This is a genomic window from Neorhizobium petrolearium (assembly GCF_029854435.1).
Classification (GTDB): domain Bacteria; phylum Pseudomonadota; class Alphaproteobacteria; order Rhizobiales; family Rhizobiaceae; genus Neorhizobium; species Neorhizobium petrolearium.
The window spans coordinates 890,024-914,889 of sequence record NZ_CP123000.1 but is presented as its reverse complement, the minus strand read 5'-3'; the positions used below and the strand labels follow the sequence as shown (position 1 = coordinate 914,889).

Annotated in this window: 32 protein-coding genes; 23 read left to right on the top strand and 9 right to left on the bottom strand. The window is 62.3% G+C overall.

Annotated elements, in window-relative coordinates; all coding sequences use genetic code 11:
• The first annotated feature begins 90 nt into the window (after nt 1-90).
• The 5 genes from QEO92_RS04775 to QEO92_RS04755 all read left to right on the top strand — a co-directional run bounded on the left by QEO92_RS04775 (nt 91) and on the right by QEO92_RS04755 (nt 3,512).
• Nucleotides 91-771, top strand: coding sequence for an amino acid ABC transporter permease (locus tag QEO92_RS04775; RefSeq protein ID WP_037150886.1), 681 nt, complete (start codon nt 91-93; stop codon nt 769-771).
• Nucleotides 768-1,532 carry an amino acid ABC transporter ATP-binding protein gene (locus tag QEO92_RS04770; protein ID WP_227702338.1) on the top strand — a complete coding sequence of 255 codons (765 nt, stop codon included), beginning with the start codon at nt 768-770 and terminating at the stop codon, nt 1,530-1,532. The genes QEO92_RS04775 and QEO92_RS04770 overlap by 4 nt, the downstream gene beginning before the upstream one ends.
• 131 nt (nt 1,533-1,663) lie before the next feature.
• Nucleotides 1,664-2,362, top strand: a complete 699-nt coding sequence (locus QEO92_RS04765; RefSeq protein WP_037150884.1) for a phosphatidylserine decarboxylase — start codon at nt 1,664-1,666, stop codon at nt 2,360-2,362.
• A gap of 20 nt (nt 2,363-2,382) precedes the next feature.
• Nucleotides 2,383-3,210: a CDP-alcohol phosphatidyltransferase family protein gene (locus QEO92_RS04760; protein ID WP_227702337.1), complete on the top strand. Its 828-nt coding sequence runs from the start codon at nt 2,383-2,385 to the stop codon at nt 3,208-3,210.
• 164 nt (nt 3,211-3,374) lie between these two features.
• Complete coding sequence (locus QEO92_RS04755; protein WP_227702336.1) at nt 3,375-3,512, top strand: hypothetical protein; 138 nt, start codon at nt 3,375-3,377, stop codon at nt 3,510-3,512.
• 15 nt (nt 3,513-3,527) lie between these two features.
• Here QEO92_RS04755 and QEO92_RS04750 read toward each other — a convergent pair whose 3' ends face one another.
• From QEO92_RS04750 to QEO92_RS04730, 5 genes are read right to left on the bottom strand one after another with little or no spacing between them, the layout of a single operon-like run.
• A complete protein-coding gene (locus tag QEO92_RS04750) occupies nt 3,528-4,145 on the bottom strand; it encodes a LysE/ArgO family amino acid transporter (RefSeq protein ID WP_227705090.1) in 618 nt (205 codons plus the stop codon).
• A gap of 36 nt (nt 4,146-4,181) precedes the next feature.
• Nucleotides 4,182-4,949 (bottom strand): SOS response-associated peptidase, encoded by a 768-nt coding sequence (locus tag QEO92_RS04745; RefSeq protein WP_227702335.1) that lies wholly within the window; start codon nt 4,947-4,949, stop codon nt 4,182-4,184.
• Between the two features lie 42 nt (nt 4,950-4,991).
• A complete protein-coding gene (locus QEO92_RS04740) occupies nt 4,992-5,318 on the bottom strand; it encodes a YnfA family protein (RefSeq protein ID WP_037150444.1) in 327 nt (108 codons plus the stop codon).
• Between the two features lie 7 nt (nt 5,319-5,325).
• A complete protein-coding gene (locus tag QEO92_RS04735) occupies nt 5,326-5,643 on the bottom strand; it encodes a type II toxin-antitoxin system RelE/ParE family toxin (RefSeq protein ID WP_037150442.1) in 318 nt (105 codons plus the stop codon).
• The gene (locus tag QEO92_RS04730) at nt 5,624-5,884 is read right to left on the bottom strand and encodes a type II toxin-antitoxin system ParD family antitoxin (RefSeq protein ID WP_037150882.1); all 261 of its coding nucleotides are present in this window, start codon (nt 5,882-5,884) and stop codon (nt 5,624-5,626) included. The genes QEO92_RS04735 and QEO92_RS04730 overlap by 20 nt, the downstream gene beginning before the upstream one ends.
• Before the next feature lie 150 nt (nt 5,885-6,034).
• Between QEO92_RS04730 and QEO92_RS04725 the strand changes: the two genes are divergently transcribed.
• The 9 genes from QEO92_RS04725 to QEO92_RS04685 all read left to right on the top strand — a co-directional run bounded on the left by QEO92_RS04725 (nt 6,035) and on the right by QEO92_RS04685 (nt 10,933).
• Nucleotides 6,035-6,313, top strand: a complete 279-nt coding sequence (locus tag QEO92_RS04725) for a type II toxin-antitoxin system RelE/ParE family toxin (RefSeq protein WP_037150440.1) — start codon at nt 6,035-6,037, stop codon at nt 6,311-6,313.
• A gap of 24 nt (nt 6,314-6,337) precedes the next feature.
• A complete protein-coding gene (locus QEO92_RS04720) occupies nt 6,338-6,646 on the top strand; it encodes a HigA family addiction module antitoxin (RefSeq protein ID WP_037150436.1) in 309 nt (102 codons plus the stop codon).
• A gap of 18 nt (nt 6,647-6,664) precedes the next feature.
• Nucleotides 6,665-7,090, top strand: a complete 426-nt coding sequence (locus tag QEO92_RS04715; protein ID WP_227702334.1) for an NUDIX hydrolase — start codon at nt 6,665-6,667, stop codon at nt 7,088-7,090.
• Between the two features lie 27 nt (nt 7,091-7,117).
• On the top strand, nt 7,118-7,561 hold the full coding sequence (locus QEO92_RS04710; RefSeq protein WP_227702333.1) for a TIGR02301 family protein: 444 nt from the start codon (nt 7,118-7,120) through the stop codon (nt 7,559-7,561).
• Nucleotides 7,562-7,662: 101 nt separating this feature from the next.
• Nucleotides 7,663-7,920, top strand: coding sequence for a hypothetical protein (locus QEO92_RS04705; protein WP_037150430.1), 258 nt, complete (start codon nt 7,663-7,665; stop codon nt 7,918-7,920).
• A gap of 40 nt (nt 7,921-7,960) precedes the next feature.
• A complete protein-coding gene (locus QEO92_RS04700) occupies nt 7,961-8,701 on the top strand; it encodes a hypothetical protein (protein WP_227702332.1) in 741 nt (246 codons plus the stop codon).
• A 206-nt stretch (nt 8,702-8,907) separates the two neighbouring features.
• A complete protein-coding gene (gene ygfZ / locus QEO92_RS04695) occupies nt 8,908-9,750 on the top strand; it encodes a CAF17-like 4Fe-4S cluster assembly/insertion protein YgfZ (RefSeq protein WP_227702331.1) in 843 nt (280 codons plus the stop codon).
• A 56-nt stretch (nt 9,751-9,806) separates the two neighbouring features.
• Entirely contained in the window at nt 9,807-10,400 is a 594-nt protein-coding gene (locus QEO92_RS04690; RefSeq protein ID WP_227705089.1) for a YfbR-like 5'-deoxynucleotidase, read from the top strand.
• The gene (locus QEO92_RS04685) at nt 10,397-10,933 is read left to right on the top strand and encodes a tyrosine phosphatase family protein (RefSeq protein WP_227702330.1); all 537 of its coding nucleotides are present in this window, start codon (nt 10,397-10,399) and stop codon (nt 10,931-10,933) included. The genes QEO92_RS04690 and QEO92_RS04685 overlap by 4 nt, the downstream gene beginning before the upstream one ends.
• A gap of 248 nt (nt 10,934-11,181) precedes the next feature.
• Here the strand turns inward: QEO92_RS04685 and QEO92_RS04680 are convergent, their stop codons facing one another.
• The 3 genes from QEO92_RS04680 to QEO92_RS04670 form a co-directional block, all read right to left on the bottom strand.
• Entirely contained in the window at nt 11,182-12,000 is an 819-nt protein-coding gene (locus tag QEO92_RS04680; RefSeq protein ID WP_227702329.1) for an ABC transporter permease, read from the bottom strand.
• Nucleotides 11,997-12,785, bottom strand: a complete 789-nt coding sequence (locus tag QEO92_RS04675; protein WP_227702328.1) for an ABC transporter ATP-binding protein — start codon at nt 12,783-12,785, stop codon at nt 11,997-11,999. The genes QEO92_RS04680 and QEO92_RS04675 overlap by 4 nt, the downstream gene beginning before the upstream one ends.
• Before the next feature lie 217 nt (nt 12,786-13,002).
• Complete coding sequence (locus tag QEO92_RS04670) at nt 13,003-14,043, bottom strand: ABC transporter substrate-binding protein (protein WP_227702327.1); 1,041 nt, start codon at nt 14,041-14,043, stop codon at nt 13,003-13,005.
• Nucleotides 14,044-14,288: 245 nt separating this feature from the next.
• Here QEO92_RS04670 and QEO92_RS04665 point away from each other — a divergent pair, with 245 nt between their 5' ends.
• From QEO92_RS04665 to QEO92_RS04650, 4 genes are read left to right on the top strand one after another with little or no spacing between them, the layout of a single operon-like run.
• Nucleotides 14,289-17,081 (top strand): DUF2339 domain-containing protein, encoded by a 2,793-nt coding sequence (locus tag QEO92_RS04665; RefSeq protein WP_227702326.1) that lies wholly within the window; start codon nt 14,289-14,291, stop codon nt 17,079-17,081.
• Nucleotides 17,078-17,728, top strand: a complete 651-nt coding sequence (locus QEO92_RS04660) for an HD domain-containing protein (RefSeq protein WP_227702325.1) — start codon at nt 17,078-17,080, stop codon at nt 17,726-17,728. The genes QEO92_RS04665 and QEO92_RS04660 overlap by 4 nt, the downstream gene beginning before the upstream one ends.
• Before the next feature lie 12 nt (nt 17,729-17,740).
• A complete protein-coding gene (locus QEO92_RS04655; protein ID WP_227702324.1) occupies nt 17,741-18,589 on the top strand; it encodes an MOSC domain-containing protein in 849 nt (282 codons plus the stop codon).
• On the top strand, nt 18,586-19,098 hold the full coding sequence (locus tag QEO92_RS04650; protein ID WP_227702323.1) for a GNAT family N-acetyltransferase: 513 nt from the start codon (nt 18,586-18,588) through the stop codon (nt 19,096-19,098). Before QEO92_RS04655 ends, QEO92_RS04650 begins: the two co-directional genes overlap by 4 nt.
• Before the next feature lie 86 nt (nt 19,099-19,184).
• Here QEO92_RS04650 and QEO92_RS04645 read toward each other — a convergent pair whose 3' ends face one another.
• Entirely contained in the window at nt 19,185-20,408 is a 1,224-nt protein-coding gene (locus tag QEO92_RS04645) for an MFS transporter (protein WP_227702322.1), read from the bottom strand.
• Between the two features lie 124 nt (nt 20,409-20,532).
• On the opposite strand from QEO92_RS04645, the gene QEO92_RS04640 reads away from it, so the two are divergent.
• The 5 genes from QEO92_RS04640 (at nt 20,533) to QEO92_RS04620 (ending at nt 24,716) form a co-directional block, all read left to right on the top strand.
• Nucleotides 20,533-21,147, top strand: coding sequence for a TetR/AcrR family transcriptional regulator (locus tag QEO92_RS04640; RefSeq protein WP_227702321.1), 615 nt, complete (start codon nt 20,533-20,535; stop codon nt 21,145-21,147).
• Between the two features lie 105 nt (nt 21,148-21,252).
• Nucleotides 21,253-22,344, top strand: a complete 1,092-nt coding sequence (locus tag QEO92_RS04635) for a transporter substrate-binding domain-containing protein (protein WP_227702320.1) — start codon at nt 21,253-21,255, stop codon at nt 22,342-22,344.
• 216 nt (nt 22,345-22,560) lie between these two features.
• Entirely contained in the window at nt 22,561-23,169 is a 609-nt protein-coding gene (locus tag QEO92_RS04630) for a DUF3011 domain-containing protein (RefSeq protein ID WP_037150389.1), read from the top strand.
• A gap of 36 nt (nt 23,170-23,205) precedes the next feature.
• Nucleotides 23,206-23,640, top strand: coding sequence for a hypothetical protein (locus tag QEO92_RS04625; RefSeq protein ID WP_037150387.1), 435 nt, complete (start codon nt 23,206-23,208; stop codon nt 23,638-23,640).
• 176 nt (nt 23,641-23,816) lie between these two features.
• Nucleotides 23,817-24,716 (top strand): DMT family transporter, encoded by a 900-nt coding sequence (locus QEO92_RS04620; RefSeq protein WP_227702319.1) that lies wholly within the window; start codon nt 23,817-23,819, stop codon nt 24,714-24,716.
• Nucleotides 24,717-24,866: the final 150 nt, after the last annotated feature.

Here is a 24,866-nt window from a genome sequence, read left to right as displayed (position 1 = left end):
ACGGTTTCCGGTTTCCGCAAACTGCACTAATTGAAGACATTCAAAGCGTCCGGCGGCTGCGCCGGACGCGCTGTTTTTGAGGGGCACACCTTGCCGCACTGGCTTCAACTGATGTCGGATTCACTTCCGATGCTTTTATGGGCGGGCATCAAGTTCACCGTCCCGCTGACCTTGCTTTCCTTCACCTTCGGCCTGATCCTCGGCCTCGTGACGGCGGTCACCCGCCTGTTCGGGCCCAATCCTCTTGCGCTGATCGCGCGATTTTATGTGTGGGTGATCCGCGGCACGCCGCTATTGGTGCAACTTTTCGTGATCTTCTACGGCCTTCCGAGCATCGGCATCCTGCTCGATGCCTTCCCGGCGGCGCTGATCGGCTTCACGCTCAATATCGGCGCCTACAGTTCCGAGATCATCCGGGCGGTCATCTCCTCCGTCCCGAAGGGGCAATGGGAAGCGGCCTATTCGATCGGCATGACATGGCGGCAGGCGATGAGCCGGACAGTCCTGCCGCAGGCCGCACGGGTCGCGGTACCGCCGCTCTCCAACACCTTCATTTCACTCGTCAAGGATACCTCGCTTGCGGCCGCGATTACCGTGCCGGAGCTTTTCCAGGCGGCCCAGCGCATCGTCGCCACCACTTACGAACCGCTTATCCTCTATATCGAAGCTGCCCTCATCTATCTCGTGCTGAGCTCGGTCCTCTCATCGCTGCAGGACAGGCTGGAAAAGCGCTTCGCCCGCTATGGCGGCATGCTGGAGGCAAATAGATGATCGAGCTTTCCCATATCGAAAAAAGCTTCGGCGATACCGCCGTCCTGAAGGACATCAGCATCCGCATTCCCGAAGGCAGCGTCACCGCGCTGGTCGGCCCGTCCGGCGGCGGCAAAAGCACGCTTCTGCGCTGCATCAACCTTCTGGAAATCCCGACCGCCGGTTCCGTGCGCATCGGCGACGAAAAGCTCGATTTCAACCCCGGCAGGAAGGTCAGCTGGCAGGCGATACAGAAAATCCGCCGCCAGACCGGCATGGTGTTTCAGAATTTCCAGCTCTTTCCACACCAGACAGCAATCGAGAACGTCATGGAGGGGCTGATTACCGTCCTGAAGTGGCCGCGCGAGAAGGCACAGGCCCGCGCCATGGAACTGCTGACCAAGGTGGGCATGGCGCACAAGGCGGATGCCTGGCCCTCCACACTCTCCGGCGGACAGCAGCAGCGCGTGGCGATCGCCCGGGCGCTTGCACCTTCTCCGCGCGTTCTCCTTTGCGACGAACCGACATCAGCACTCGACCCCGAACTTTCCGCAGAGGTCGTCGATGTGCTGGGACGACTTGCGAAGGAAGGAACGACCATGGTCATGGCAACGCACGACCTGCGCCTTGCCTCGCAGATCGCCAATCATGTCGTCTTCCTGGAAAACGGCAGCGTGGTGGAATCGGGTAGCGCTCAGGCGATCTTCAACTCCCCGAAACATGAGCGCACGCGGCGGTTCGTTTCATCGATCAATGCGGCGCAGGGGCTTTCGCCGGGTTGATCGGACAGATGGGTGGCTCAACGCCACCGCGCGTCATCAACAAAGCCTGAAGTTGCGGCAGCGGAACCGCATTGCCGGTAAAGCGGTTTTTCTGTAGTCAGGTCCGGCTGACCAGCAGGAGAACCAGGTTGATCAATCTCTTCGACACCATCCGCAACACGCTCGTGCCGATCCATAAGGAAGGCTATATCTTCGTGGCGGCCTTTTTCATCGCCTCGCTGATTCTCGGCTATATCGCTGAACCGCTGTTCTGGATCGGGCTTATCCTGACGCTCTGGTGCGCCTATTTCTTCCGCGATCCGGAGCGCGCCGTGCCCCAGGACGACGATCTCGTCCTGAGCCCCGCCGACGGGAAGATTTCGCATGTCGCCATGGTCGTGCCACCGGCTGAACTCGAACTCGGCTCCGAGCCGATGCTGCGCATCTCCGTGTTCATGAACGTCTTCGACTGCCACATCAACCGCTCGCCCGTGCGCGGCCAGGTCTCCCGCATCGAATACCGCCCCGGCCAGTTCATCAACGCCGAACTCGACAAGGCGAGCGAGGACAACGAGCGCAACGGGCTTGTCATCGAAACCCGCCACGGCAAGATTGGTGTCGTGCAGATCGCCGGCCTCGTGGCGCGGCGCATCGTTTGCTGGGTGAAGTCCGGCGAGCCGGTGAATGCCGGGGAGCGCTTCGGGCTGATCCGCTTCGGCTCCAGGCTCGACGTCTTCGTGCCGTCCGGCGCTGAGCCGCGCGTTTCCATCGGCCAGATTGCCATCGGCGGCGAGACCGTGCTTGCGGAATTCGGCTCGTCCAAGGGCCCGACCATCAGCCGCCGCACATGAGCGAGGGACGAGAAAACCGCATGGAGACGCCCGCTTCGCCCCCGCAGCAGAACGAACCGAACCGTCCGAACGACGAGGCCCGCGGTCCGCGCCTGCGCGAAATCCCGATCCGGCTGATGGTGCCGAACCTCATCACCGCGCTCGCCATCTGCGCAGGACTGACGGGCATCCGGCTCGCCTTCGAAGGACGTTACGAACTCGCCGTCGTCATGGTGCTCGCAGCCGCCTTCCTGGACGGTATCGACGGGCGCGTGGCGCGGCTGCTCAAGGCAACGTCGAAATTCGGCGTGCAGATGGATTCACTTGCCGACATCATCAATTTCGGCGTGGCGCCGGTGCTGGTCTCCTATGCCTTCCTGCTCGACAACGCCCGTTCGCCGGGCTGGATCGCGGCACTTCTCTATGCGATCGCCGCCGGGCTTCGGCTTGCCCGCTTCAACGTCATGGCGGACCGCGAAGTGAAGGCGCCGTGGCAATCGGAATTTTTTGTCGGCGTGCCGGCTCCGATGGGGGCCCTGCTGGTGCTGCTGCCGGTCTATCTGGGCTTCCTCGGCGTCGAGCCTACCCCCTTCTTTGTCTATGGAAGCGTCGCCTACACGGTGCTGATCGGCTACCTGCTCGTCTCCCGCCTGCCGGTCTGGTCCGGCAAGTCGAGCCGCATCCGCCGCGATCTCATGCTGCCGATCCTGCTCGGCGTCGTGCTCTATGTGGCGCTGCTGATGAGTTATACCTGGCAAGTGCTGTCCGTCACCGTCATCGCCTATCTCTGCGTGCTGCCCTTCAGCGCGCGGGCCTGGCAGCGTCGCTACGGCACGATTACAATCGAGGATGACGGCACGAGCGTCTGAAGACTCGCACCTGACAGGCTGCAACTTCCGCGCAACAGTGTCCGGCAAGACGACAGTTCCGTGAAGGGCTGGCGACGACGCCGGCTTGTTGGTCACGATTCCGCCCGGTTTCATGGGAAAAGCCGCGATAGATGCAACCGAATCGCGCGTGTGAAGAGACAGCCATGAGCACCGAAATACCAGCCAAGAAAACCGAAACCAAGCAGGATATCACCCCGCCCTACCGCCCCCTGGCGCTCAAGGCCGCCGTTGCCGCCGCGCTGATGCTGAAGCGCAGGCCGAAGCTCAACCCAACCGGCTGAAGCCCGCCTTCATTCCTATTCGCCGCCGAGGAAGCTCAAAAGCAGCCCGAGCGCGAGCAGGCCCATCACAACGCCGATGACGACATCCAGAACCCGCCAGGCGGCGGGTCTGGCAAAGAACGGCGCCAAAAATCGGGCACCGTAACCGAGCCCGAAGAACCACAGGCACGAGGCGATCGCCGCACCGGCGCCGTAGGCCACGCGTTCCGTCCCCTCGAAGGCCGCCGACAAGCTGCCGAGCAGCACGACCGTATCCAGATAGACATGCGGATTGAGAAAGGTGAAGGCAAGGCAGGTCAGGACCGCCGCCTTCAGCCCCATCGGTTCCGGCGCGCCGGCCACCATGGCGCCGGGCTTTGCCGCGCGGCGGAAGGCCATGACCGAATAGGTGCCGAGGAAGACTGCGCCGCAGAGCGTCACCACCTGGATCAGCACTGGCGATTGCGCGACGATCGTGCCGAGGCCGCCGACGCCCGCGGCGATCAACAATGCATCCGAAAGCGCGCAGATCAGGCAAAGAATGAAGACATGGCTGCGGATCAGGCCCTGCCGCAGGATAAAGGCGTTCTGGGCGCCAATCGCGACAATGAGCGACCCACCGAGCGCAAGACCGGAAAAACCGGCGGAAAACAGGTTCATGGAAGCATCCGTCTGAAGAAAGCCGAAGGATCAGAAGAGCGACATCTGCGAGGAGTCCGGTTTCGCCTTCTTCGGCGGTTCCTCTTCCGGCGGGCTGACCGCGACCGGCTTCTGCAGGTCCGGCCCCATGTTGGAAACCTTGTTGACGAGGTCGGAAACCGGCAACGCCTCGAAGAAATCCTCCTGAACCGGCCGCATCAGGTCGGCCACCTCGCGTGGTTCGCGCGTCTTGCAATCGAGCCAGCGCTCGAAATCCTCCGGCGCGATGACGACCGGCATGCGCTCGTGGATATGACGGATCGTGGCATTTGCCCCGGTCGTCATGATCGCCGCGGTATCGACTTCCGAACCGTCGGCCGACGACCAGGTCTCCATCAGCCCGGCAAAGGCGATGACGCCTCCCTTTTTCGGGCGCACCCAATAGGCCTGCGGCTTGACGCCCGTCTCCTTCGGCGGGCGGCGCCATTCGTAAAAGCCGGTCGCGGGGATCAGGATGCGGCGGTGGCGCATGGCGGCGCGGAAGGAGGCCTTGCCGATCGCCGTTTCGGAGCGCGCGTTGATCAGCAGCGGAAACTCCTTCGGGTCCTTAACCCAGCCGGGAATGAAGCCCCAGCGGGCGAGGAATGCGCGGCGCTCCGGCAGGTTGCTGCCGGGCTCACGCCGTTCCGACGACATCACGACGAGGATCGGTTGCGTCGGCGCAATGTTGTAGCGGGCCGGGAAATCGTCGAGATCCGCCAGATCGAAGAATTCCGAAATCTCTTTGGGAGTGGCCGTCAGGGCGTAGCGTCCGCACATGAGAACCTAGATGGCATCGGGCTTGCGAAGGGTCAAGCGGGTCTAGGCGCTTCTCGGACCGAAGAGGATGATCGCGCCGCCTGCCAGGCAGACCGCAACGCCAAGCACATCCCAGCGATCCGGCACCTGTGCCTCCACCGCCCAGAGCCAGAGGATGGAGGCGAGGATATAGATGCCGCCATAGGCCGCGTAGGTGCGTCCCGCCGCCTCGCTCGGCACCAGTGCCAGCACCCAGGCGAAGAGGACAAGCGACACCATGCCCGGCGCCAGCCACCAGACGGGCTTTCCAAGCCGGAGCCAGGCCCAGAAGGCAAAGCAGCCGGCGATCTCGGCAAGGGCAGCTAAGGCGTAGAGGGCGTAGGTTTTCATGATGTTCCTATTCGAAGTCGCGGGGCTTCACGTCCTGTGCCATGTGCATGACACGAAGGATCACGATTCGGTCGGGATAGGATCGATAGTAGATGCAGCGCTGCCGATAGGGAAAGCTGCGAAGCCCGGGCGAGATGTAATCACGCGGAGAACCGGTGAAATCCACTTCTGCAATCCAAGCGATCTTGGCCGTTATGTCGGCCATAAATTCCCGCGCATAATAAAAGCTGCTTTCCGCAATATAGCGGCGGATATCGCGCAGGTCCTGACGCGCCAGGGGGGCAACGATAAGGCGTTTCGGGCCGCTAATGATTGTCGCCTTCATTCATGACGTCGGCGAGCAGATCGGCGCTCGATGCATATTCCTTGCCGAGGCCTGCTTCGATTTCCGCGTCCGCGGCATGAATTGCTTGCCTTAGCGATTGCATCCGCATCTCGTAATCCGCAAGCATCCGAATGCCGGCCCGGACGGCTTCCGTCTCCGTCCCGAAACGGCCGCTCCTCACCAGATCGGACAGGATTCCGTCATAGGTATCTCCAAGAGAGAATGTTTTCGCACGTGCCATCGTCTGCTCCTTCGCTTGAAGCATACGGTAAATTACAATACTTTTACAATATCGGTATATAAAATCCCAGCGCAACAGGTTCATTCGATTCGATGTAAATTTCTTGCTTACACCCATTGACGGAATGTAAGCTAGATACTTACATATCTCATGATCAAGTCATTCAGGAACAAGGCACTCGCTGCCCTGTTCGAGACGGGCAAAACGGGTAAGATCGACGCAAAGATGCACAAACGCATCCTTGTGCGTTTGGACCGCCTCGAAGCGGCGGAACGCCCGGAGGATATGAATTTGCCGGGATTTGATTTTCATGCCCTGCAGGGCTTCAACCCGACACGCTATACTATCCATGTCAACGGACCATGGTGCATGACATTCGAGTTCGACGGCAAGGATGCCGCCCGCGTCGATTTCGAGCAGTATCACTGAGGGCGGGATCCGGGATCAATAACCATGGCTGAGTATGAAGCGAAAAGGCCCATTCAGCGCTGCCCGTCCCATCCCGGCGCGCTGCTCGGAGAGATTATCCCGGCAACGGGAAAGACGAAGGTGGAGATTGCCGAACTGCTGGGCATCTCGCGCCAGCAACTCTACGATATTCTGCGGGAGCGTAAACCTGTTTCGCCGAACGTCGCCGCCCGGCTCGGCAAGATGTTCGGCGACGGCGCGGCCATCTGGCTGCGCATGCAGGCTGCTTATGATGCCTGGCATGCGGAGCGCGAGGTGGATGTCAGCAACATTCCGACACTGAATGCGGCATGAAGCAAAGCTTCGCGACCGATGAGAGACGATAGCATCCCTCCGCAACCTGCATCCTCCGCCATTCTCGAACGGGAAGGCCGGTTCCTCTTGATCCGGCGGATCAATCCGCCATCGGCAGATCTCTTCGCCTTTCCGGGCGGGCGCGCCGAGCCCGGCGAGACGCCGGACCAGACGGCACTCAGGGAATTCTTCGAGGAGACCGGCATTGCGGCCCGCAATCCCATTCTGTTCGCGACCTACGACATCAGGGGCGGCAAAGACGACGGCAGACATTTCTTCCTCTCGGTCTTTCGCGTCGAGGCGGATGCCGACACCGAAGCGATAGCCGGCGATGATGCCGCCGATCCTGGCTGGTATACGGTCGAAGAAATCCGCCTGCTTCCGGTGCCGCCAAGCGTGCTCGAATGCGCTGAAAGGCTGGCGGCGGAGCTGAATGCCCGGTAAGAGATGCCGATACGCCGGGACTCGTTCATGAAGCACAGTTTGCGATTTGCCCTCACTCTCCTGTTGCCGGTTCTGGTAACGGCACCTCTCGCCGCCCAGACAACCAAGCAGCCGGCAGCGAAACCGCAGTCAACTCTTCCTCCCCCACAACCACCGGCGGAGGAAAAACCGGCGCCTTATGAAGCGCAACTCACCCGCCTTGCAGAGGTTCTGGGATCGATCCAATACCTCAGGGCGCTCTGCGGCGCACCGGGCTCCGACTGGCGCGCCGCCATGCAGCAACTTCTGGATGCCGATACGGCGAACGAACCCAAGCGTCGCGAGAAACTGACCGCCGCCTTTAACCGTGGCTATCGTTCCTTTGCTGCCGTCCACACTTCGTGCACGGACGCGGCAAGGATCGCGGAGGAGCGATACCGTAACGAAGGCGCAACACTTGCCACAGAAATTGCCGCGCGCTTCGGAAATTAGAGGATTATTTACCTCTTTTCACAGGAGGCCGTGTCGTTTTGATAAAAGGCTGATAAAGTTTTTAACGGGCTAGTAATCAAACGGGCACCGAGGACGAGAGAATGCAAGCAGGCCGCAATGACATCGACGACATGATTGTGCATGAGAAGATGCAGGCTGCCTTGGAATATCAGAGTGAAGCCTGGGCCGACGGCCGGGCTGACGGTATCGAAACGGAGATCATCGCCGACGCAGCCCTGGTGCTTGCCATGCGGGAAACCATCCGAATCCATGGCGAGACCGGTGCCGAAGCCATGCTTGAATCGCTTCGGACCCGCATGCTTGCAGGCGAGTTCTCCCCCGAGCGCACGGTCCAGTAAACAATCGAGGTTTCCCATGCGCGGCGCAGCGGAAACGACCATGCCCCAAATCCTCATTCGCCTTTCCATGGCGGTGCTGTTTGCCGTTGGCGGCACGGCGGCCGGCAGTCACACCTTTGCCTTTTCCGAACTCTCACCGGGTGTCGAATCTCCTCGAGAGCCCCAGCGCTCCCAAAAGGTGGAAAACCTCGAAGCCTTCGAGGGTACGACGCTGCCCCAGCCAGGCCCGGCAATCGATCGATCGGCACAGGTCGACGAGAAATCGACCGACGCGCCCGATACCGATGCCGGCAAGACCGTACCCGACGACAACACGCCGCTCGAAATCATTCACGACATGTCGACCCTGCCGGCGCCGGTCAAACAGATGCGCGAGCAGATCGTCGAAGCTGCCGCCTCCGGCGATATCGAGCGGTTGCGCTCGCTGATCGGAACCGGAGCCGACCAGACCCAGGTGATGAACGGCGAAAGCGACGATCCGATCGAGACGCTGAAAGGCTTCTCTGGTGATCCGGACGGTCAGGAAATCCTGGCGATCCTGCTCGACATCCTTTCGACGAGTGCTGCCCATTTTGATACCGGCACGCCGGACGAGACCTATGTCTGGCCCTATTTCACCGGCAAGTCGCTTGCCACGCTGACCCCGCCGGAGCGTGTCGACCTGCTCCGTATCGTCACGGCCGGCGATCTCGCGGGCATGGAAGAGAACGGCAACTACAACTTCTTCCGCGTCGGCATCACGCCGGACGGCAAATGGAAATTCTTCTCCGGCGGCGATTGAGAGATTGGGGGCTCGCAGAGCGGTTGCTCTTTTCAGCCGCCCCCTCACCAACAACATCTACGACTGAGCTGCGGCTCAAGATCGGGATTGCCACGATCGCTCACGGAATCTGCGTCTTCGCTCCGTTGATTCAGCCAGCGGCACGACTTGTCCCCGCCCCGCGAAAGACTTAACTCTCAGTTTCAGAACAACCGGATTCCCATGCCATGTCCGCCGCCTATCTTCCAACGCGAAGCCTGATCCGCCTTTCCGGCAAGGATGCACAGGATTTCCTGCAGGGGCTGATCACCACCGATATCGATGGACTGCCCGAAAACGAGGCGCGGCCGGGCGCGCTTTTAACCCCGCAAGGCAAGATCCTCTTCGACTTCATCGTCTGGCGGGATGGCGATGGTTTCGTGATCGAAACCGATGCCGACCAGCGGGAAGCACTCGTCCGGCGGCTCACCATGTACAAGCTGCGCGCGGCGGTCGACATCGCGCCCGATGCCGCGGAAGGCGTCACGGTCTTCTGGGGCGACGACGCGGACAAGGGAGGCGTAAAGGACGCCGCCTTCGAGAAAGCCGGAATCGCGCTTACCCGCGTGCCGGGCAAACAGGCCGGGGGACCGGAAGAGGCCTATCATGCACTCCGCGTCGAAGCAGGTCTCACGCTCTCCGGCCATGATTACGCATTGCAGGACGCCTTTCCGCATGACGTCCTGCTTGACCTTGCGGGCGGGCTTTCCTTCCGCAAGGGCTGCTATGTCGGCCAGGAAGTCGTCTCCCGCATGCAGCATCGCGGCTCGGCGCGGCGACGCGTGGCGCTGGTTTCAGGCGATGAGCCGCTGCCTCGCACCGGCACGGAGATCATCGCCGGTGGCAAGACCGTCGGCACCCTCGGCTCGGTTGCCGGCAACAAGGGGCTTGCGATCGTCCGCATCGACCGCGTTGGCGATGCCCTGGCGCGTGGCCTGCCGCTGATCGCCGGCGATGTGCAGGTGACGCTGACGCTGCCGGAATGGACGGGACTTTCCTTCCCCGTCGAGGCGGAAGAGGCCGAACCGTGACAGCAGCCAAGACTCCTGGCTCGATTTCCGCCCGTGCGGCCCGCGCCTGGCAGCGCATGCTGTCGGGACGACGGCTCGACCTGCTCGACCCCTCTCCGCTCGACGTCGAAATCTCCGACATCGCCCATGGGCTTGCCCGCGTCGCCCGCTGGAACGGCCAGACACGCGGCGATCATGCCTTTTCCGTCGCCCAGCACTGCCTCGTGGTGGAGGAGATTTTTCGCCGCTGCAATGAACCCTGCACGGCGGAGGCGTTGCAGATGACGCTGCTGCACGATGCGCCGGAATATGTCATCGGCGACATGATTTCGCCGTTCAAGTCGGTTGTCGGCGGCGACTACAAGGCCGTCGAGCAGAGGCTCGAAGCGGCCGTCCACCTGCGCTTCGGCCTGCCGCCGCATCCCTCCCGCGAACTCAAGGCACTGATCAAGAAGGCCGATACGATCGCCGCCTTTTTCGAGGCGACCGAGCTTGCCGGCTTTTCCGTTGCCGAAGCGCGGAAATTCTTCGGCCAGCCGCGCGGCATTACCCGCGACATGCTGCCGATCGAGCCCATGCCGGCAACCGAAGCGCAGCAGCGCTTTCTCGATCGCTTCCACGAGATCGAGGCGGAGCGGGCGGCAGACAAGAGAGCGAGTAAAGCCTCATGACGGGGATCGTCGTTTGCCCGCTTGCAAGCATCGCCCAAATGGCGGTCCGGCACCGCGCCCGGGAAATGGTGAGCCTGATCGCCGAGAAGCAGGACTTCCATCGGCCGGGCGTCATTTCCCCGAACCGCCACCTGAAGCTTGCGATGAACGATATCGGCTTTGCCGGAACGGGCGACCTGGTGGCGCCGAGCGAAACGCATGTGGAAAGCCTGATCGGCTTCGTGCGGAACTGGGACCAGTCGGCACCGATCATCATCCATTGCTGGATGGGCGTTTCCCGCTCGCCGGCCGCGGCGGTAATCGCCGCCCTTTCGCTCCACCCCGAAGAGGACGATTTCACGCTCGCCAGACGGCTGCGTGAAGCGGCGCCGCATGCGACACCGAATCCCCGGCTGATCGAGATCGGCGACCGGATGCTGAACCGCGGCGGCCGGCTGATCGCCGCCATCAAGGGCATCGGGCGCGGCGCGGAGACGGATGGCAGGGCATCCTTCGTGCTTGCACTAAGCCCCCGCAATGAAGCCAAAAGTTGAATTTTCATAATTGGTTAGCCTGAGGCCGAAAAGCTCGTTTTTTATCTTGACCTCGCTGCGTTCTGCGCCAAATACCGCCGAGCCAGATACCGGGAAGAGATTCCAGACCCTCAGGTAGCTTCCCGCAGCATTTCCGGTAAGAGCGGACCTCCGGCTCCTCAAGGAGCGGACGAGCCGGCGATGGCGCGGGCCTGAAGGAAAGGATGCATCGGGTCCGGCTTTACGAGGAGCCGGACCCGATGCGCACCTCAATGCGACATGGACGAACGGTGCGCCCAGCCGGTCATGCGCATCTCGATCCAGGCCATCAGCGCGTACATGGCGATGCCTTCGACCGCGAGCGCCAGGAGGCCTGCGAAGACGAGAGGCACGTTGAACTGGCTCTGCGCCGAGCTCATCATGTAGCCGAGCCCGTAATTCGAGGCGACCGTTTCGGACACAACGGAACCGACGAAGGCGAGCGTGATGGCGATCTTCAGCGAACCGAAAAAGTAAGGCATGGAGCGCGGAATGCCGACCTTCAGCATGATGTCCATCTTCTTCGCGCCGAGCGCGCGCAAGACATCTTCGGTTTCCGGCTCGATCGTCGCCAGTCCCGTCGCGACGTTGACGACGATCGGGAAGAAGGAAATCAGGAAGGCCGTCAGCACCGCCGGCACCGCGCCGATGCCGAACCAGATGACCAGGATCGGCACCAGCGCCACCTTGGGGATCGCGTTGAATCCGATCATCAGCGGATAGAGCCCGGCATAGATGGTCTTCGACCAGCCGACGAAGAGGCCGAGCCCGAGCCCCGCCACCACAGCGATCGCAAAGCCCACGGTGGTCGTATAGAGAGTCTGCAGCGAGTTCTTCCAGATCGGCGACCAGTATTGCAGGATCGCCTCGAAGACGCGGGTCGGCGCCGGCAGGATGGTGGGCGGCATGTCGAGCGCCATCACCAGCAGTTCCCAGAGGACGAAAAGGCCGAGCGTGTAAAGCCAGGGCGCGAGACTCGTCCAGTTGACGCGGGCCAGGAGCGGCCTGGCAGACGCCGGCGCGGAAGCGTTGTCCGATACTGCGCTCATGCGACCACCCTCGCGCTGGCAATCTCGCCGTGCAGTTCATGCACCATGTCGTTGAAGCCTTTTTCGTACATGACGTCGAGATCGCGAGGCCTGGCGAAGGGCACGACATGCTCCTTCAACACCCGGCCGGGACGCGCGCTCATCACGAAGATGCGGTCGGCGAGGAAGGTCGCCTCGCGCAGGTCGTGGGTGACAAGGATGATGGTGACGCCCTGCGCGGCATGCAGGTCGCGGATGACGCACCAGAGCTCCTCGCGAGTGAAGGCGTCGAGCGCGCCGAAGGGCTCGTCGAGCATCAGAAGTTCCGGCTCGTGGATCAGCGCACGGCAGAGATTGGCACGCTGCTGCATGCCGCCGGAAAGCTGCCAGGGAAATTTGGAACCGAAGCCCTTGAGGCCGACGGTTTCCAGAAGATGTTCTGCCTTCTCGACATATTCCTTTTTATGAGCACGAAGCCGGTGGCGGTGCTTTTCGACGATTTCCAGCGGCAGCAGGATGTTGTCGAGCGTGGTGCGCCAGGGCAGCATGGTCGGGTTCTGGAAGGCCATGCCGACGATCGAGACAGGCTCGGTCACCTGGCTGCCCGCGACGATCACCACGCCGCTCTGCGGGATGTGCAGCCCGGTGACAAGCTTCATCAGGGTCGACTTGCCGCAGCCGGACGGACCGACGACGGCGGCGAACTCTCCCTTGTCGACCTTCATCGTGAGGCCGGCAACCGCAAGCGTGCCGTTTGCGCCGCCATAGCGCATGTCGACATTGTCAATGGAAACGAGGTGGGCCATTTGGTTTTCTCTGCTTGGGCAATCGGGATGGGCACCCCCTCACCTGAAAAATCTAGCACTTAGCTTTCAGCTAAGATGCTGATTTTTCTTCCTCCCCCACCGAGGGGGAGGTAGGGCTGCGGCGCCGCGGCACCTCCATCTCTCCCCTTGTGGGAGAGAAAGCGATTTCAACACCTTAGCTGAAAGCTAAGTGTTAGAAATTGCAAGTGAGGGGATACTACGGCAGCATCCGCTCCGCCTTGGGCGGCAGATAGCTGGCGTCGAACACCTGCTCCGCCTTTACATTGCCCTTCAGGCCCATGGAGACCTTGAGCGTATCGATCGAAGCGGAAAGACGCGCCGGATCGACGCCGCCGAAACCGTTTTCCACGACATAGGGCGTCTTGATGTTCATGGAATTCGCCATGATCAGGCGCTCGACCTCGATATCCTTGTTGAGCGTCTCATTGCGCTTCAGGACGGCAGCGGCGCCCTCTTCCGGATTGGCGACGGCATCGGCAAAGCCCTTGGCGAGCGCCTTCAGGAAACCCTTCACGGCATCCGGATTTTTCTCAGCAAAATCGGCATTGACCAGAACGGCATTGCCATAAAGGTTGAGGCCGTGCTCGGCCATCAGGATGGTGGCGATATCCTCGTCCTTGATGCCCTGCGCCTTCAGGTTCAGGATCACCGAGAAGGCGAAGCCGAAAACGGCATCGACATCGCCCTTGGCGAGCATCGGCTCGCGAACCGGGAAGCCGATCGATTCGATGGTGATCTTGCTGTCATCGATCTTGGCGGCCTGCTTGAAGGCCTTCCACTGGGCAAAGGCGCCGTCCGGCGGCGGCGCGCCGAGTTTCTTGCCCTCCAGCGACTTCGGATCGTCCGTGACCCCGAGCGACTTGCGGCCGACGACGGCAAACGTCGGGCGCTCATAGATCATCATCACCGCCTTGATCTTCTGCGACGGATCCTCGTCGAGGAACTTGATCAGCGAGTTGATGTCGCCGAAGCCCATCTGGTAGGCGCCGGTTGCCACGCGCGGGATCGCCTCGACCGAGCCGTTGCCGGTATCGATCGTGACATCCAGCCCTTCGGCCTTGAAGTAGCCCTTGTCCTGAGCGAGCAGGAAACCGGCAGCCGGGCCTTCGAATTTCCAGTCAAGCGTGAACTTGACCGGCGTCTCGGCCAGCGCCGGCGCGGCAGGCGCGGAAAAGCCGGCGGCAAACGCCAGCGCCGCAGCGGCCGAAAGTTTGGAAAACAGTCTGCGCGAGATCATGAAAATGGGTCCCCTCAAAGGTTTCTTTTGTTCGGATGAGCCCACATCCAAGCGCTTCTTCAGCCTTCGCGCAAGCCGAAATTGCACATAAAGTCATCATATTTTAGTATAGATCAATTTATATGCATTCGCCGATCTCCTGCGCAATATCGTGGCGCGATTTTCAGCAGGAGGCTGGCTCTTCCCTTCCTTCGTCCGGCAATTGTATAACCTCCGGATCATTCCACCTGCTTGCGAGAATGCCGATGATCGAACTCCTGCTCCTTATCCTGGTCATCGTCATGGTGGGCCTCAACAGCAGAACCGGAAAACGGGTGGCCGCGCTCGAAAGGGAGCTGGAGGCGATCAAGGCGGCGCTCAGGCAGCAAGCGATCACCCTGCCCTCTCCGGTGGAGGCGTTTTCGACCGGGACAGCGGCGGGCGCGCTCCAGGACCGACCTGCTTCACCGGTCGAGCTTGCGGCCCGCGAGGCCGCCGAAGCAGAGGCGCCGCTCGCCGCCGTTGCGGAGGATGTCGGCACCGGCCACGAAACCGTGGTGCCCGGCCCGGCGCTCAAGCCGGCAGCGCAGGCGAAGACCCGCGAAAACCTGGAAAGCTATCTCGGCGCCCGCTGGCCCGTATGGGTAGGCGGTGTCGCACTCGCCTTCGGCGGCATCTTCCTGGTGCGCTATTCAATCGAAGCGGGACTGCTCGGACCGGCCGCACGGCTTACGCTTGCCGGCATTTTCGGGCTCCTGCTGCTTGCCGCCGGCGAAATCGTCCGCCGCCGCGCCATGCCGCAGATGTCCGAACGCTTCAGCAATGCCATGATTCCAGGCGCGCTGACGGCGGCCGGCGCGGTGACGCTGCTCGGCGCGATCTATGCGGCCTACGGCATCTACGAGTTCATCGGCCCGGCCTCGGCCTTCGTCCTGCTGGCGCTCGTCTCGTTCGCGACGATCGCGCTATCGCTCCTGCACGGGCAGGCGCTCGCCGGCCTCGGCCTGCTCGCCTCGCTCCTGACACCGGGCCTCGTCGCGACCGAAGAGCCGAACGCCAATGCGCTGTTCATCTTCCTTGGCCTCACCTGGCTTGCGGTGAATGCCGCCTCGCGCTTCCGCCGGTGGACGGTCGTGCCGATGCTCGCCAATATCGGCGTCGGGCTCTGGGCAGTCGCCTATGTGGCCGGCTCCGACGCCTTCGATCCCCTGCCGCCCGTGCTGGCGCTGATCGTGATGATCGCCGGCACCGGCTTCTTCTGGCCCGGTTCGCGCTACGAAGCCGGCGCGTCGGCCAGAACGGGGTGGCGCTCACTTCTTCTCCGGCCACCGCTGAAGATCATGCTTTCGATCGCGATCATGACCATGCTGCCGGCGCTCGTCATGGTGTTGTGCCATGCGGAAGGCGCAGGAATGGTGCTCTTCGGCTTTGCTGCCATCATGGCCACGCTTGCGGCGCTCGGCGCAAGCCGCATCCATGCAGTCTGGCCGGCGATAATCGCCGCGGCGGGCTCCATCCTGGGCATTACCATCACCGCCCTGACCTGGTACGATTACGTGCCGCAATCGGTGCTTCCCACTCCGGCTGACGGCCAGCCGGCGCAAGCATTGACCTTCACCAACGAAATCACCGTCTATCTGTTGCTCGGCGCGGTCTTTACGCTTCTGGGCTTCGCCTTCCTCAGGCGCTTCCGCAGGCCAGAACCGGAATTTTCCATTGTCTGGGCCTTCCTCATGCCGGCCGTGCCGGTGGCGCTTGCCTTCATCAGCTTCCTGAATTTCGGCAACCTCGGGCGCGACTGGACGCATGGGCTTTACGGGCTCGGCCTCGGGCTGGCGCTTCTGGCGGGCGCCGAATGGCTGTTCCGGCAAGGTGGAGACACGACGGAGGACGGGACCGGCCCGTCCGTCGACTGGCCCGCCAATCTCCTGGTCGCCGGCTCCTTCGCGGGCTTCACGCTGGCGCTGCATGCGCTGACCAACGGCATCGTGACGACTATCCTCGTCTCGGTGCTCGGCTTTGCCTATCTGCTGGCGATGCGCGCAAAACCCTGGCCGGCGCTGCCCTGGATGATGGCCGCCGCCACGCTGATCGTCTTCGGTCGCATCGCCTGGGAGCCGACGCTGATCGGCCCGAACAGCCTCGGCGCCACGCCGTTCTTCAACGCACTGCTGCCCGGCTACGGCATCCCGACGCTGCTTGCGATCGTCTCCGCCTGGCTTCTCAGGGATTCGCCTGACTTCCGGGTCCGCAACCTCATGCAGGCGCTCGCCTCGCTTGCTGCGCTGATGACGATCGCCGTTCTGGTGCGGCACGCGATGAACGGCGGCGTGCTGGACAGCCGGGTGCCCACCCTCGGCGAGCAGTCGATCTACACGCTCGTCACCGTCGGCTTCTCGGGCATCCTGATGACGCTCGACCTCCAACGCCCAAGCCCCATCTTCCGCTTCGGCTCGATGATCGCCGGGGTGATCGCGACGATCAACGTGCTGTCGCTGCATCTCTTCGCGCTCAACCCCTATTTCAGCGGCGAAAATACCGGCCGCTGGCCCTTCTTCAACCTGCTTTTGATCGGCTACCTGCTGCCGGCGCTGGCTTACGGCCTCGTCGCCTTCTATGCGCGTGGCCGGCGGCCGATGCCCTATGTCGCCATGCTGGCGGTGGCCGGCGCAGTGCTCGGCTTCCTTTGGGCGACGCTTTCGGTGCGCCGCTTCTGGCAGGGCGACAATATCGCCGACTGGAAGGGGTTCCTGCAGGGCGAGACCTATACCTATTCGGTCGTGTGGCTCTTGATCGGGGTAGCGCTGCTGGCGCTCGGCTCGAAGCTCGACGCCAAGAGCCTTCGGCTTGCCTCGGCCGGCCTCGTCTTGATCGCAGTCGTGAAAGTGTTCCTCATCGACATGTCGAACCTCGAAGGGATCCTCAGGGCGCTTTCCTTCATCGGCCTCGGTGCAGTGCTGATCGGCATCGGGCTTTTCTACCAGCGCATTCTGGTCAACAGGAGCGCGCCCTCCGCTCCTGTTGATTCTCCGGCCGATTCCCAGGGAACCACATCGTGAGCGCATCCATCGCCGCCGCCTTCCAGCCCTTCGAGGCGCTGGCCGAAACGCTCATCCCGCACGCGACTGAGGGCGACGACGGCAGTCATGACATCGCCCACATCCTGCGTGTCTTCAAGAACGCCATGCGCATCCACGCCAAGGAAGGCAGCGACGGGCGCGTGCTGGCGGCGGCCGTGCTGCTGCACGATTGCGTGGCGGTGGAAAAGAACTCGCCGCTCAGATCACAGGCCTCGCGGCTGGCGGCGGAAAAGGCGGCGGGCATTCTGGCCGGGATGGGCTGGAGCGGAGAGGATATCGCCTCCGTCGCGCATGCGGTCGCGGCCCACAGTTTTTCGGCCAATATTCCGCCCGAGACGCTGGAGGCGAAGATATTGCAGGATGCCGACAGGCTGGATGCGATCGGCATGGTGGGTGCGGCGCGCTGCTTCTACATTGCCGGGCGGATGGGCTCCGGCCTTTACGACCCCGCCGACCCGCTCGGCAAGGAACGGCCGCTCGACGACAAGGCATTCGCGATCGATCATTTCGAAGTGAAGCTCTTCAGGCTCGCCGAGGGCTTCCGGACCGCAGCCGGCCGGGCGCTTGCCGCCGAACGGCATGCGCGCCTCAAGCAGGTGCTCGACCTCTTCATCGATGAAATCTGAGGACTATTTTCCATGCGCGTCAGCCAACTCAATTTCTATCCCCTGAAAAGCGGCCGCGGCATTTCGCTCAATGAGGCCGAAATCGCGGCGGAAGGCATTCCCGGCGACCGGCGGATGATGGTGACCGACCCCTCCGGCCATTTCATCACCCAGCGGGAACTGCAGGCGCTGGCGCAGCTTCAAGTCACGCCCGGGGACGGCGGCTTCCGCTTCGCGATCGACGGCAAGGGCGAGATTTTCGCGGGCCAGCCGCCGAAAGACCGGCGCATGGATGTCGCCGTCTGGAAATCGATCGTCAATGCGGCGGTGGCGGATGACGCGGTCAACGAGACGCTGTCCGGCTGGCTGGGACGCGACGTGCGGCTCGTCTTCTTCGACGATCAGGCGAAACGCACAGCAAGCGCCGAATGGGCCGGTCCGGACACGCCGGTGACCTTCGCAGACGGATACCAGGTGCTCGTGACGACGACCGGATCGCTCGCGGCGCTCAATGCCGATATGCAGAGAAATGGCGAAGGCTCGGTCGGCATGGAACGTTTCCGGCCGAACATCGTGCTCGACACCGACGAGGTCTGGGCGGAAGACAATTGGGAGGGCATCGAGATTTCCGGCATTCGCTTCGATTTCGTCAAACCCTGCGCCCGCTGCATCATGACCACGCAGGATCAGACGAGCGGATCGCGCGAGGCGCCGAGCCCGATACCAGCCATGGGCCGCATCCGCATGTCGGCCGACCGGCGCGTACCGGGGCCCCTCTTCGGCTGGAACGCCGTGCCGCGCGACACCGGCCGGATCAGGATCGGCGACGTGGCGACGGTGACGGCCGGGCGGGATGCCTGGGCGATCAAGCGGCGTGCATGAGCGAGACGCCGATGATCGCCACGGAAAGGCTCGTTCTCCGGCCTCCCAGACTGACGGACGTCCCGGCTCTTTTCGAATTCCTCGGCGATCCGAAGGCCATGCAGTTCACCCATGTGGACGGTTCGCTGAAGGAATGCCGGCGGCGGGTAGCGGCGCATGAATGGCAGCGGCGTAAGGATGGCTACGCGCCCTGGACGGCGGAACTGAAGGAGAGCGGCCGGATCATCGGCTGGGGCGGGCTTTACGACGATCCCTTCGATCCCGGCTGGGGCGTCGAGCTCGGCTACTATTTCCACCCGGACGCCTGGGGAAAGGGTTTCGGCAGCGAGTTGACGCAAGCGGCGATGAAGGAAGCCGATGAGGTGCTCAGATTGCCGAAGGTCAGTGCATTCGCGCGGCCGGAGAACGTCGCCTCGCGACGTTTGCTGGAGAAGGCGGGCTTCCAGGTGGTGCGTTATGTGCCTGAGATGGAACGGTTCTATTTCGCGAGGATCAGGGTGAATGGTTAGCTCTGCGCATGCTTTCCAAGAGATACCCCCGTCTGCCCTGCCGGGCATCTCCCCCTCAAGGGGGGAGATCGATAAGACGCATCTTCTCACTCAGCCGGGTTGAGCGCCGCGCCACCCGCCGCCGTCGGCCCTGCCGGACTGCTCAGCCGGCCATAACCGACGAGCATGGTTACGAACGCCACCGCGCCGCCGGCGACTGCCACCCAGAAGCCGTTCGACGCGCCATAGGCATCGATCGTCCAGCCGGCAAGCGAGGAGCCGGCGGCGAAGCCGATGCCGACGCCGGTCATGGCATAGGTAATACCCTCCGTGAGCTGCGACGCGGGCACGATGCGCTCGATCAGGCTCATGCCGGTGATGAAGGTCGGCGAGATCGCCGCACCGGCGAGAAACACGACCAACGTCAGCGCCCAGAGATTGCCGACGAAGGGCATGGGCAGCGTCGTGACGGCGGCGATGAGGCTCGCAAGCACCAACCGGCGGGCAAGCGGCGTCTTGAACTCGATCGCACCGATCACAAGGCCGACGATGAAAGAACCGGCGGCATAGGCGGCCAGGATATAGCTTGCCGCACCCTTGTGACCCATGGCTTGCGCGAAGGCGACCACCGACACTTCCGCCGTCCCGAAGATCGCGCCCATGCCGGCAAAGACCGTCACGACGAACCACATGGGAAGAAGCCGCATGACCGAGCCGCCATTCCTGATCCGATGCGGATCGACCTTCGGCTCGGTGGATTTCTGGGCGACGAACAATGCCGTGCCGGCGGCCAGGAAGGCGGCGGAGGCCAGCACGCCCGCTTCCGGGAAGAGAGAGACGCTTAAGCCGATACCGAAGATCGGGCCACAGATATAAACAACCTCGTCCATCACCGATTCGAAGGCGAACGCGGTGTGGAGCTCCGGCCGGTCGCGGTAGATCTCCGTCCAGCGGGCGCGCACCAGCGCCATCATGCTCGGCATGACCCCGGCGATCACGGCGAAGACGAAGAGCGTCCAGTTCGGCCAGCGCGCCCAAGCGGCGGCGGCAAGTGCCACGAGTGCGGCGACGGCGACGATCGTCGTCGGCACCAACACAGCCGACTGGCCCTTGTTATCCACCCACCGAGAGACCTGCGGCGCGATGAAGGCATTGGCCAGCGCGAAGGTGGCCGAGACCGCGCCGGCGATCCAGTATTCGCCATGGGTCTGGGAAAGCATGGCGACAAGGCCGATCGTCGTCATCGGCAGCGGCAGGCGGGCCACGAATGCGGCCGCTGCAAAACCTTTCGTCCCCGGCCTTCGGAATATTTCGCGATAGGGATTGGGCATATCGGAATCCTTGGGTTATCTTGAATGACCACTTACATACGCCGCGTATGTGAGCTAGATAATCACATACGTTGCGCATGTCAATTAACATACGCTGCGTATGCGAATAATTTTCGGAGTCCGTATGGCGCAGAAAATAGGGCATAAGCCCCGCAAGGAAATGATCGCCGAAACGAAGGGCAAGCTGATCGCCGCCGCCCGTCGCGCATTTGCGACGCGAGGTTACGCCGAAGCCTCGATGGACGACTTCACTGCCGAGGCAGGGCTGACGCGCGGCGCGCTCTACCATCATTTCGGCGACAAGAAGGGCCTGTTCCAGGCGGTGATCGCCGAGATAGACGCGGAAATGTCCGACCGGCTCTGCGCCATTTCCAGCAAGGCGCAAACCGCCTGGCAAGGCTTCGTCGACGAAAACATCGCCTATATCGAGATGGCCCTGGAACCCGAGATACAGCGCATCATGCTGCTCGACGGGCCGGCGGTACTCGGCGATCCTTCCAGCTGGCCGAACCAGAACGCCTGCATCCGCACCATGACCGCCAGCATCCAGAAGCTGATGGACGAGGGTACGATCCGCGACGTGGATGCGGAGGCGACCGCACGGCTCGTCAATGGTGCGACCTTGAGCGCCGCACTCTGGATCGCCAGCGCAGAAGACCCTCAGGCCGTGTCGAAGAAGGCGGTCGGTGCGTTTTTGGTGATGGTCTCGGGATTGTTGAAGGAGAAGGCGGGGGCGTGAGACGGCATCCGGTTTTGCCGGGATGCCAAAACGATTTGCACTGCCGCAAGCAATGCCGATAGTTTGAGATCGAAAACCAGAAGCCCCGGAATCAAGGAGAGGCTAATGGGATATTTCCGCTTGCCGATTTTGATTTTTGCGCTGATTGCAGTCTTTGTCTGGATCCAGCCATCACAGGCTCAGAACGAGAGCGGCTCTTCCCGGCCGCTGACAGTGGGGGTCTATGTGAGCCAGCCTTTCGTGATGAAGGATGGCGCACTCTATTCCGGAATGGCGATCGAGCTGTGGGAGGCGACAGCCAGGCCGCTGAACCTCATTTACAGCTACCGTGACTATCCGAGTCCCGACGCCCTCGTCGCGGCGACGGAACGCGGCGAGATCGATGTGGCGGTCACCAACCTGACGATCACCAAGGACCGGGTTGAGCGCATCACCTTTTCGCAGCCCTGGTACGATGCCGGCTTGCGCATCATGGTGGCCGATAGCGAGGATGCAGGCTTCTGGCAGGTCATCGGCGGACTGGAGCGCGCCGGGCACCTCCGCGCCATGGCATGGCTCGTTTTCATCGTCCTCATTGCCACACTCATTCTCGTGCTGTTTTATCGCCGCTTCGACAAGAGCTTTCCGCGAAGCTGGCACGAGGGCGTGGCCGAGAGCTTCTACGAAGTCATGTCGGTCGCGACGTCCGGCAAGGTCACCCGTCCCAACGCGCTCGGCTGGGTGGGAAGGATTTCCGGCGGCATCTGGATGGTTTGCGGAGTGGCGGTGATTGCCTACGTCACCTCATCCGTCACCAGCGTCATGACGGCGCTGACGCTGACGCACCAGATCAATTCGCTTGCCGATCTGCCCGGGCGAACGGTCGGTGTGTTCCGCGGTAGCGTGGCGGAGGCTTACTCAAACGAATTGCGGCTTTCGACGACGTCATATCCCGATATCGACAGCGCGGTGGAAGGCCTCGTCTCCGGCAGTTCCGCCGCTCTCATCGGCGACGCGCCCGTGCTGGAATATTACGCGCATACGCATACGAAGCCACCTTTCTCCGTCGTCGGGCCGATCTTCCATCCGGACAAATACGGCTTTGGCTTCAGGCACGGCGATACGCTCAGCCATGAAATCACATTGCGGCTCCTGGCGCTGCAGGAGGCGGGGGCGCTCGAAAACCTGAGACAGAAATATTTCGGCAACAGCCGCTGACCGATCAGGGCCCTCCTTCATTGCTGTGCTGATTTGAGACGCTATCACGGCGACCGGATCAATTCAGGGTAACCATACCGGATCACCTGCACTTGAGAATAAGCGTCATGAACCTACCCTTGTCGGTCGGGGCGGGAACGTTTTCCCTCGGTGCTACAAGTCGCAGGCCCTTTAAAGATCACGGAAGTCTGGCGAAACTCAACAGGGGATATCACCATGAATCGCTTCGCTTTGTCCGTTTTTGCCGTTCTCGCCATCCTATGGCTCGCGCCGCAGGCCAACGCCCAGGCAACGGTCGAATGCCATTCCAGAGACTATCAGTATGACGAGTGCTTCGCCGGGCCGCTGAGACAGCCACAGCTCATCCACCAAATCTCCGGCAGTTCATGCATTCTGAACCGGTCATGGGGATACAACCCGAGAAGCCGGTATATCTGGGTCGCTCAAGGCTGCTCCGGGGTCTTTGCCGATGTCGGCGGCTATCATCATGGACGCGGCGACGGTTTCGACCAGAATGCGAGAATGTACGATCATCGCGGCCATGACATCGGAGGAGCGGTGGCCGGCGCGGTGCTCGGCGCCATCCTTGAGGGACTAGCCGATGAAGGCGAGAAAAAACACCGCCATCATACCAGCAACCATCACGACGGCGGCGGATACAACGGATGCCATGGCATCGGATGCAAGGTCGACAATCCCGACCAGGCCATCGATACCAGGCCTCAGTTCGACAGACAGGGCAATCCCAACTTCGATGTGCATGGCAACTATCAGGGATGCCATGGCACCGGGTGCCTGGTCGATGATCCGGACAGCGCCAATTGAGGTCGCGACCCGATTTTTCTGAGAGAGGAGAAAGTCATGAAAAAGGCAATGATTTTGCTGGTCTCCGGCCTTCTGGCCATGTCCGGGACGGCCCTGGCCCAGACCTCCGCCGATACGAACAAATCGCTCGACGACCTGTTCGGCCACCACCAGCCCTATGCGGACTTCTTCTCCAAGCTGCAGACTGCCGTGGGTTCCGGTGACAAGCAAGCCGTGGCCGGAATGGTCGATTATCCTTTCCAGGCACGCATTGGCGGCAAGGCCGTCAAGATCAACGATGCCAAGCATTTCGTCGCCGATTACGACAAGATCGTTACCACAAAGGTGAAGGGCGCCGTCGCCAAACAGACCTATCCGACGCTGTTCGCCAACTGGCAGGGCGTGATGATCGGCGAGGGCGAAGTCTGGTTCGCCGAAACGGGGAAAGACGAAAAGCACATGGCGGTCAAGATCACCGCCATCAATGATTGATACGACACGCTTCGCCTCCGCGACTCACCCGCTGAATGCATGGCAGCCATTCGCAAAAGGCAGGTTGTCCGTTCGGCTTGTGAAAAGTCAAAACGGAAGCATAATCTGCCCTGCCCTGCCCATCCCTCTGCGTCGGCGCGCCTGCAGCCGGCGGCGCCCCGAAAGAGACTGCCCCCATGACACCTCGGTCCACCGGCCTCCTTTGCGCGCTTTCGGCCGTGACGATCTTTTCGGTGCAGGACGGCATCTCCAAACATCTCGGCACGGCCTATCCGCCGATCTTCATCACCATGATCCGCTACTGGGCCTTTGCAGGCTTCGCCCTGCTGCTCGCCAGCCGCTCGCCGGTCGGCTTGAAAGGCGCGGTCTCCGCCAACCGGATGTGGCTGCAGATCGCCCGCGGCGTTCTCCTGGCGGTCCAGATCGTCATATCGATCTTCTCCTTTTCGCGGGTCGGACTTGCGGCAAGCCACACAATCTTCGCCGCAACGCCGCTCGTCGTCGCCTGCCTTTCCGTGCCGCTGCTTGGAGAAAAGGTCGGCTGGCGGCGCTGGACGGCCATCGGTATCGGCTTCGTCGGCATTCTCCTGATCGTCAATCCGCTGCACGCCACGTTCGATACGAAGATCATCATTCCGATCATCGCCACGCTGATGTTCGCCCTCTACTCCGTGATGACCCGGCTTGCGAGCCGAACCGACGCGGCCGACACCGCCTTCTTCTACACCGGCGTGGCGGGGGCGGCGGCGATCACCCTCGTCGGACCTTTCTACTGGACGCATATCACCTTCACCGACTGGTTCTGGATGCTGGTGCTCTGCATCACCGGCATGAGCGGTCACTATCTCCTGATCCGCGCCTTCGGCCTGCTCGATGCGGTCGTCGTGCAGCCCATGTCCTACATCCAGACCGTGCTGGTCTGCCTCATCGGCGTCTTCGTCTTCGGCGAGGTCATGACCTTTAACATGATCGCCGGCGGCGCGATCGTGATTGCCGCCGGCATCTTCACCATCTGGCGGGAAGCCCGGCTGGGACGCTTGGCGCCGGCGGCGATCGACCCGCCCGGCACGCCTTGAAGAAATGTGCCTGTAGGGATACCCCTCATCCGCCCTGCCGGGCACCTTCTCCCCGCATACGGGGAGAAGGACATATGCCGCATCGGCTTCTTAACGCTCGGTGCTGCGTATGGCACGTCCCCTCTCCCCGCAAGCGGGGAGAGGGTTAGG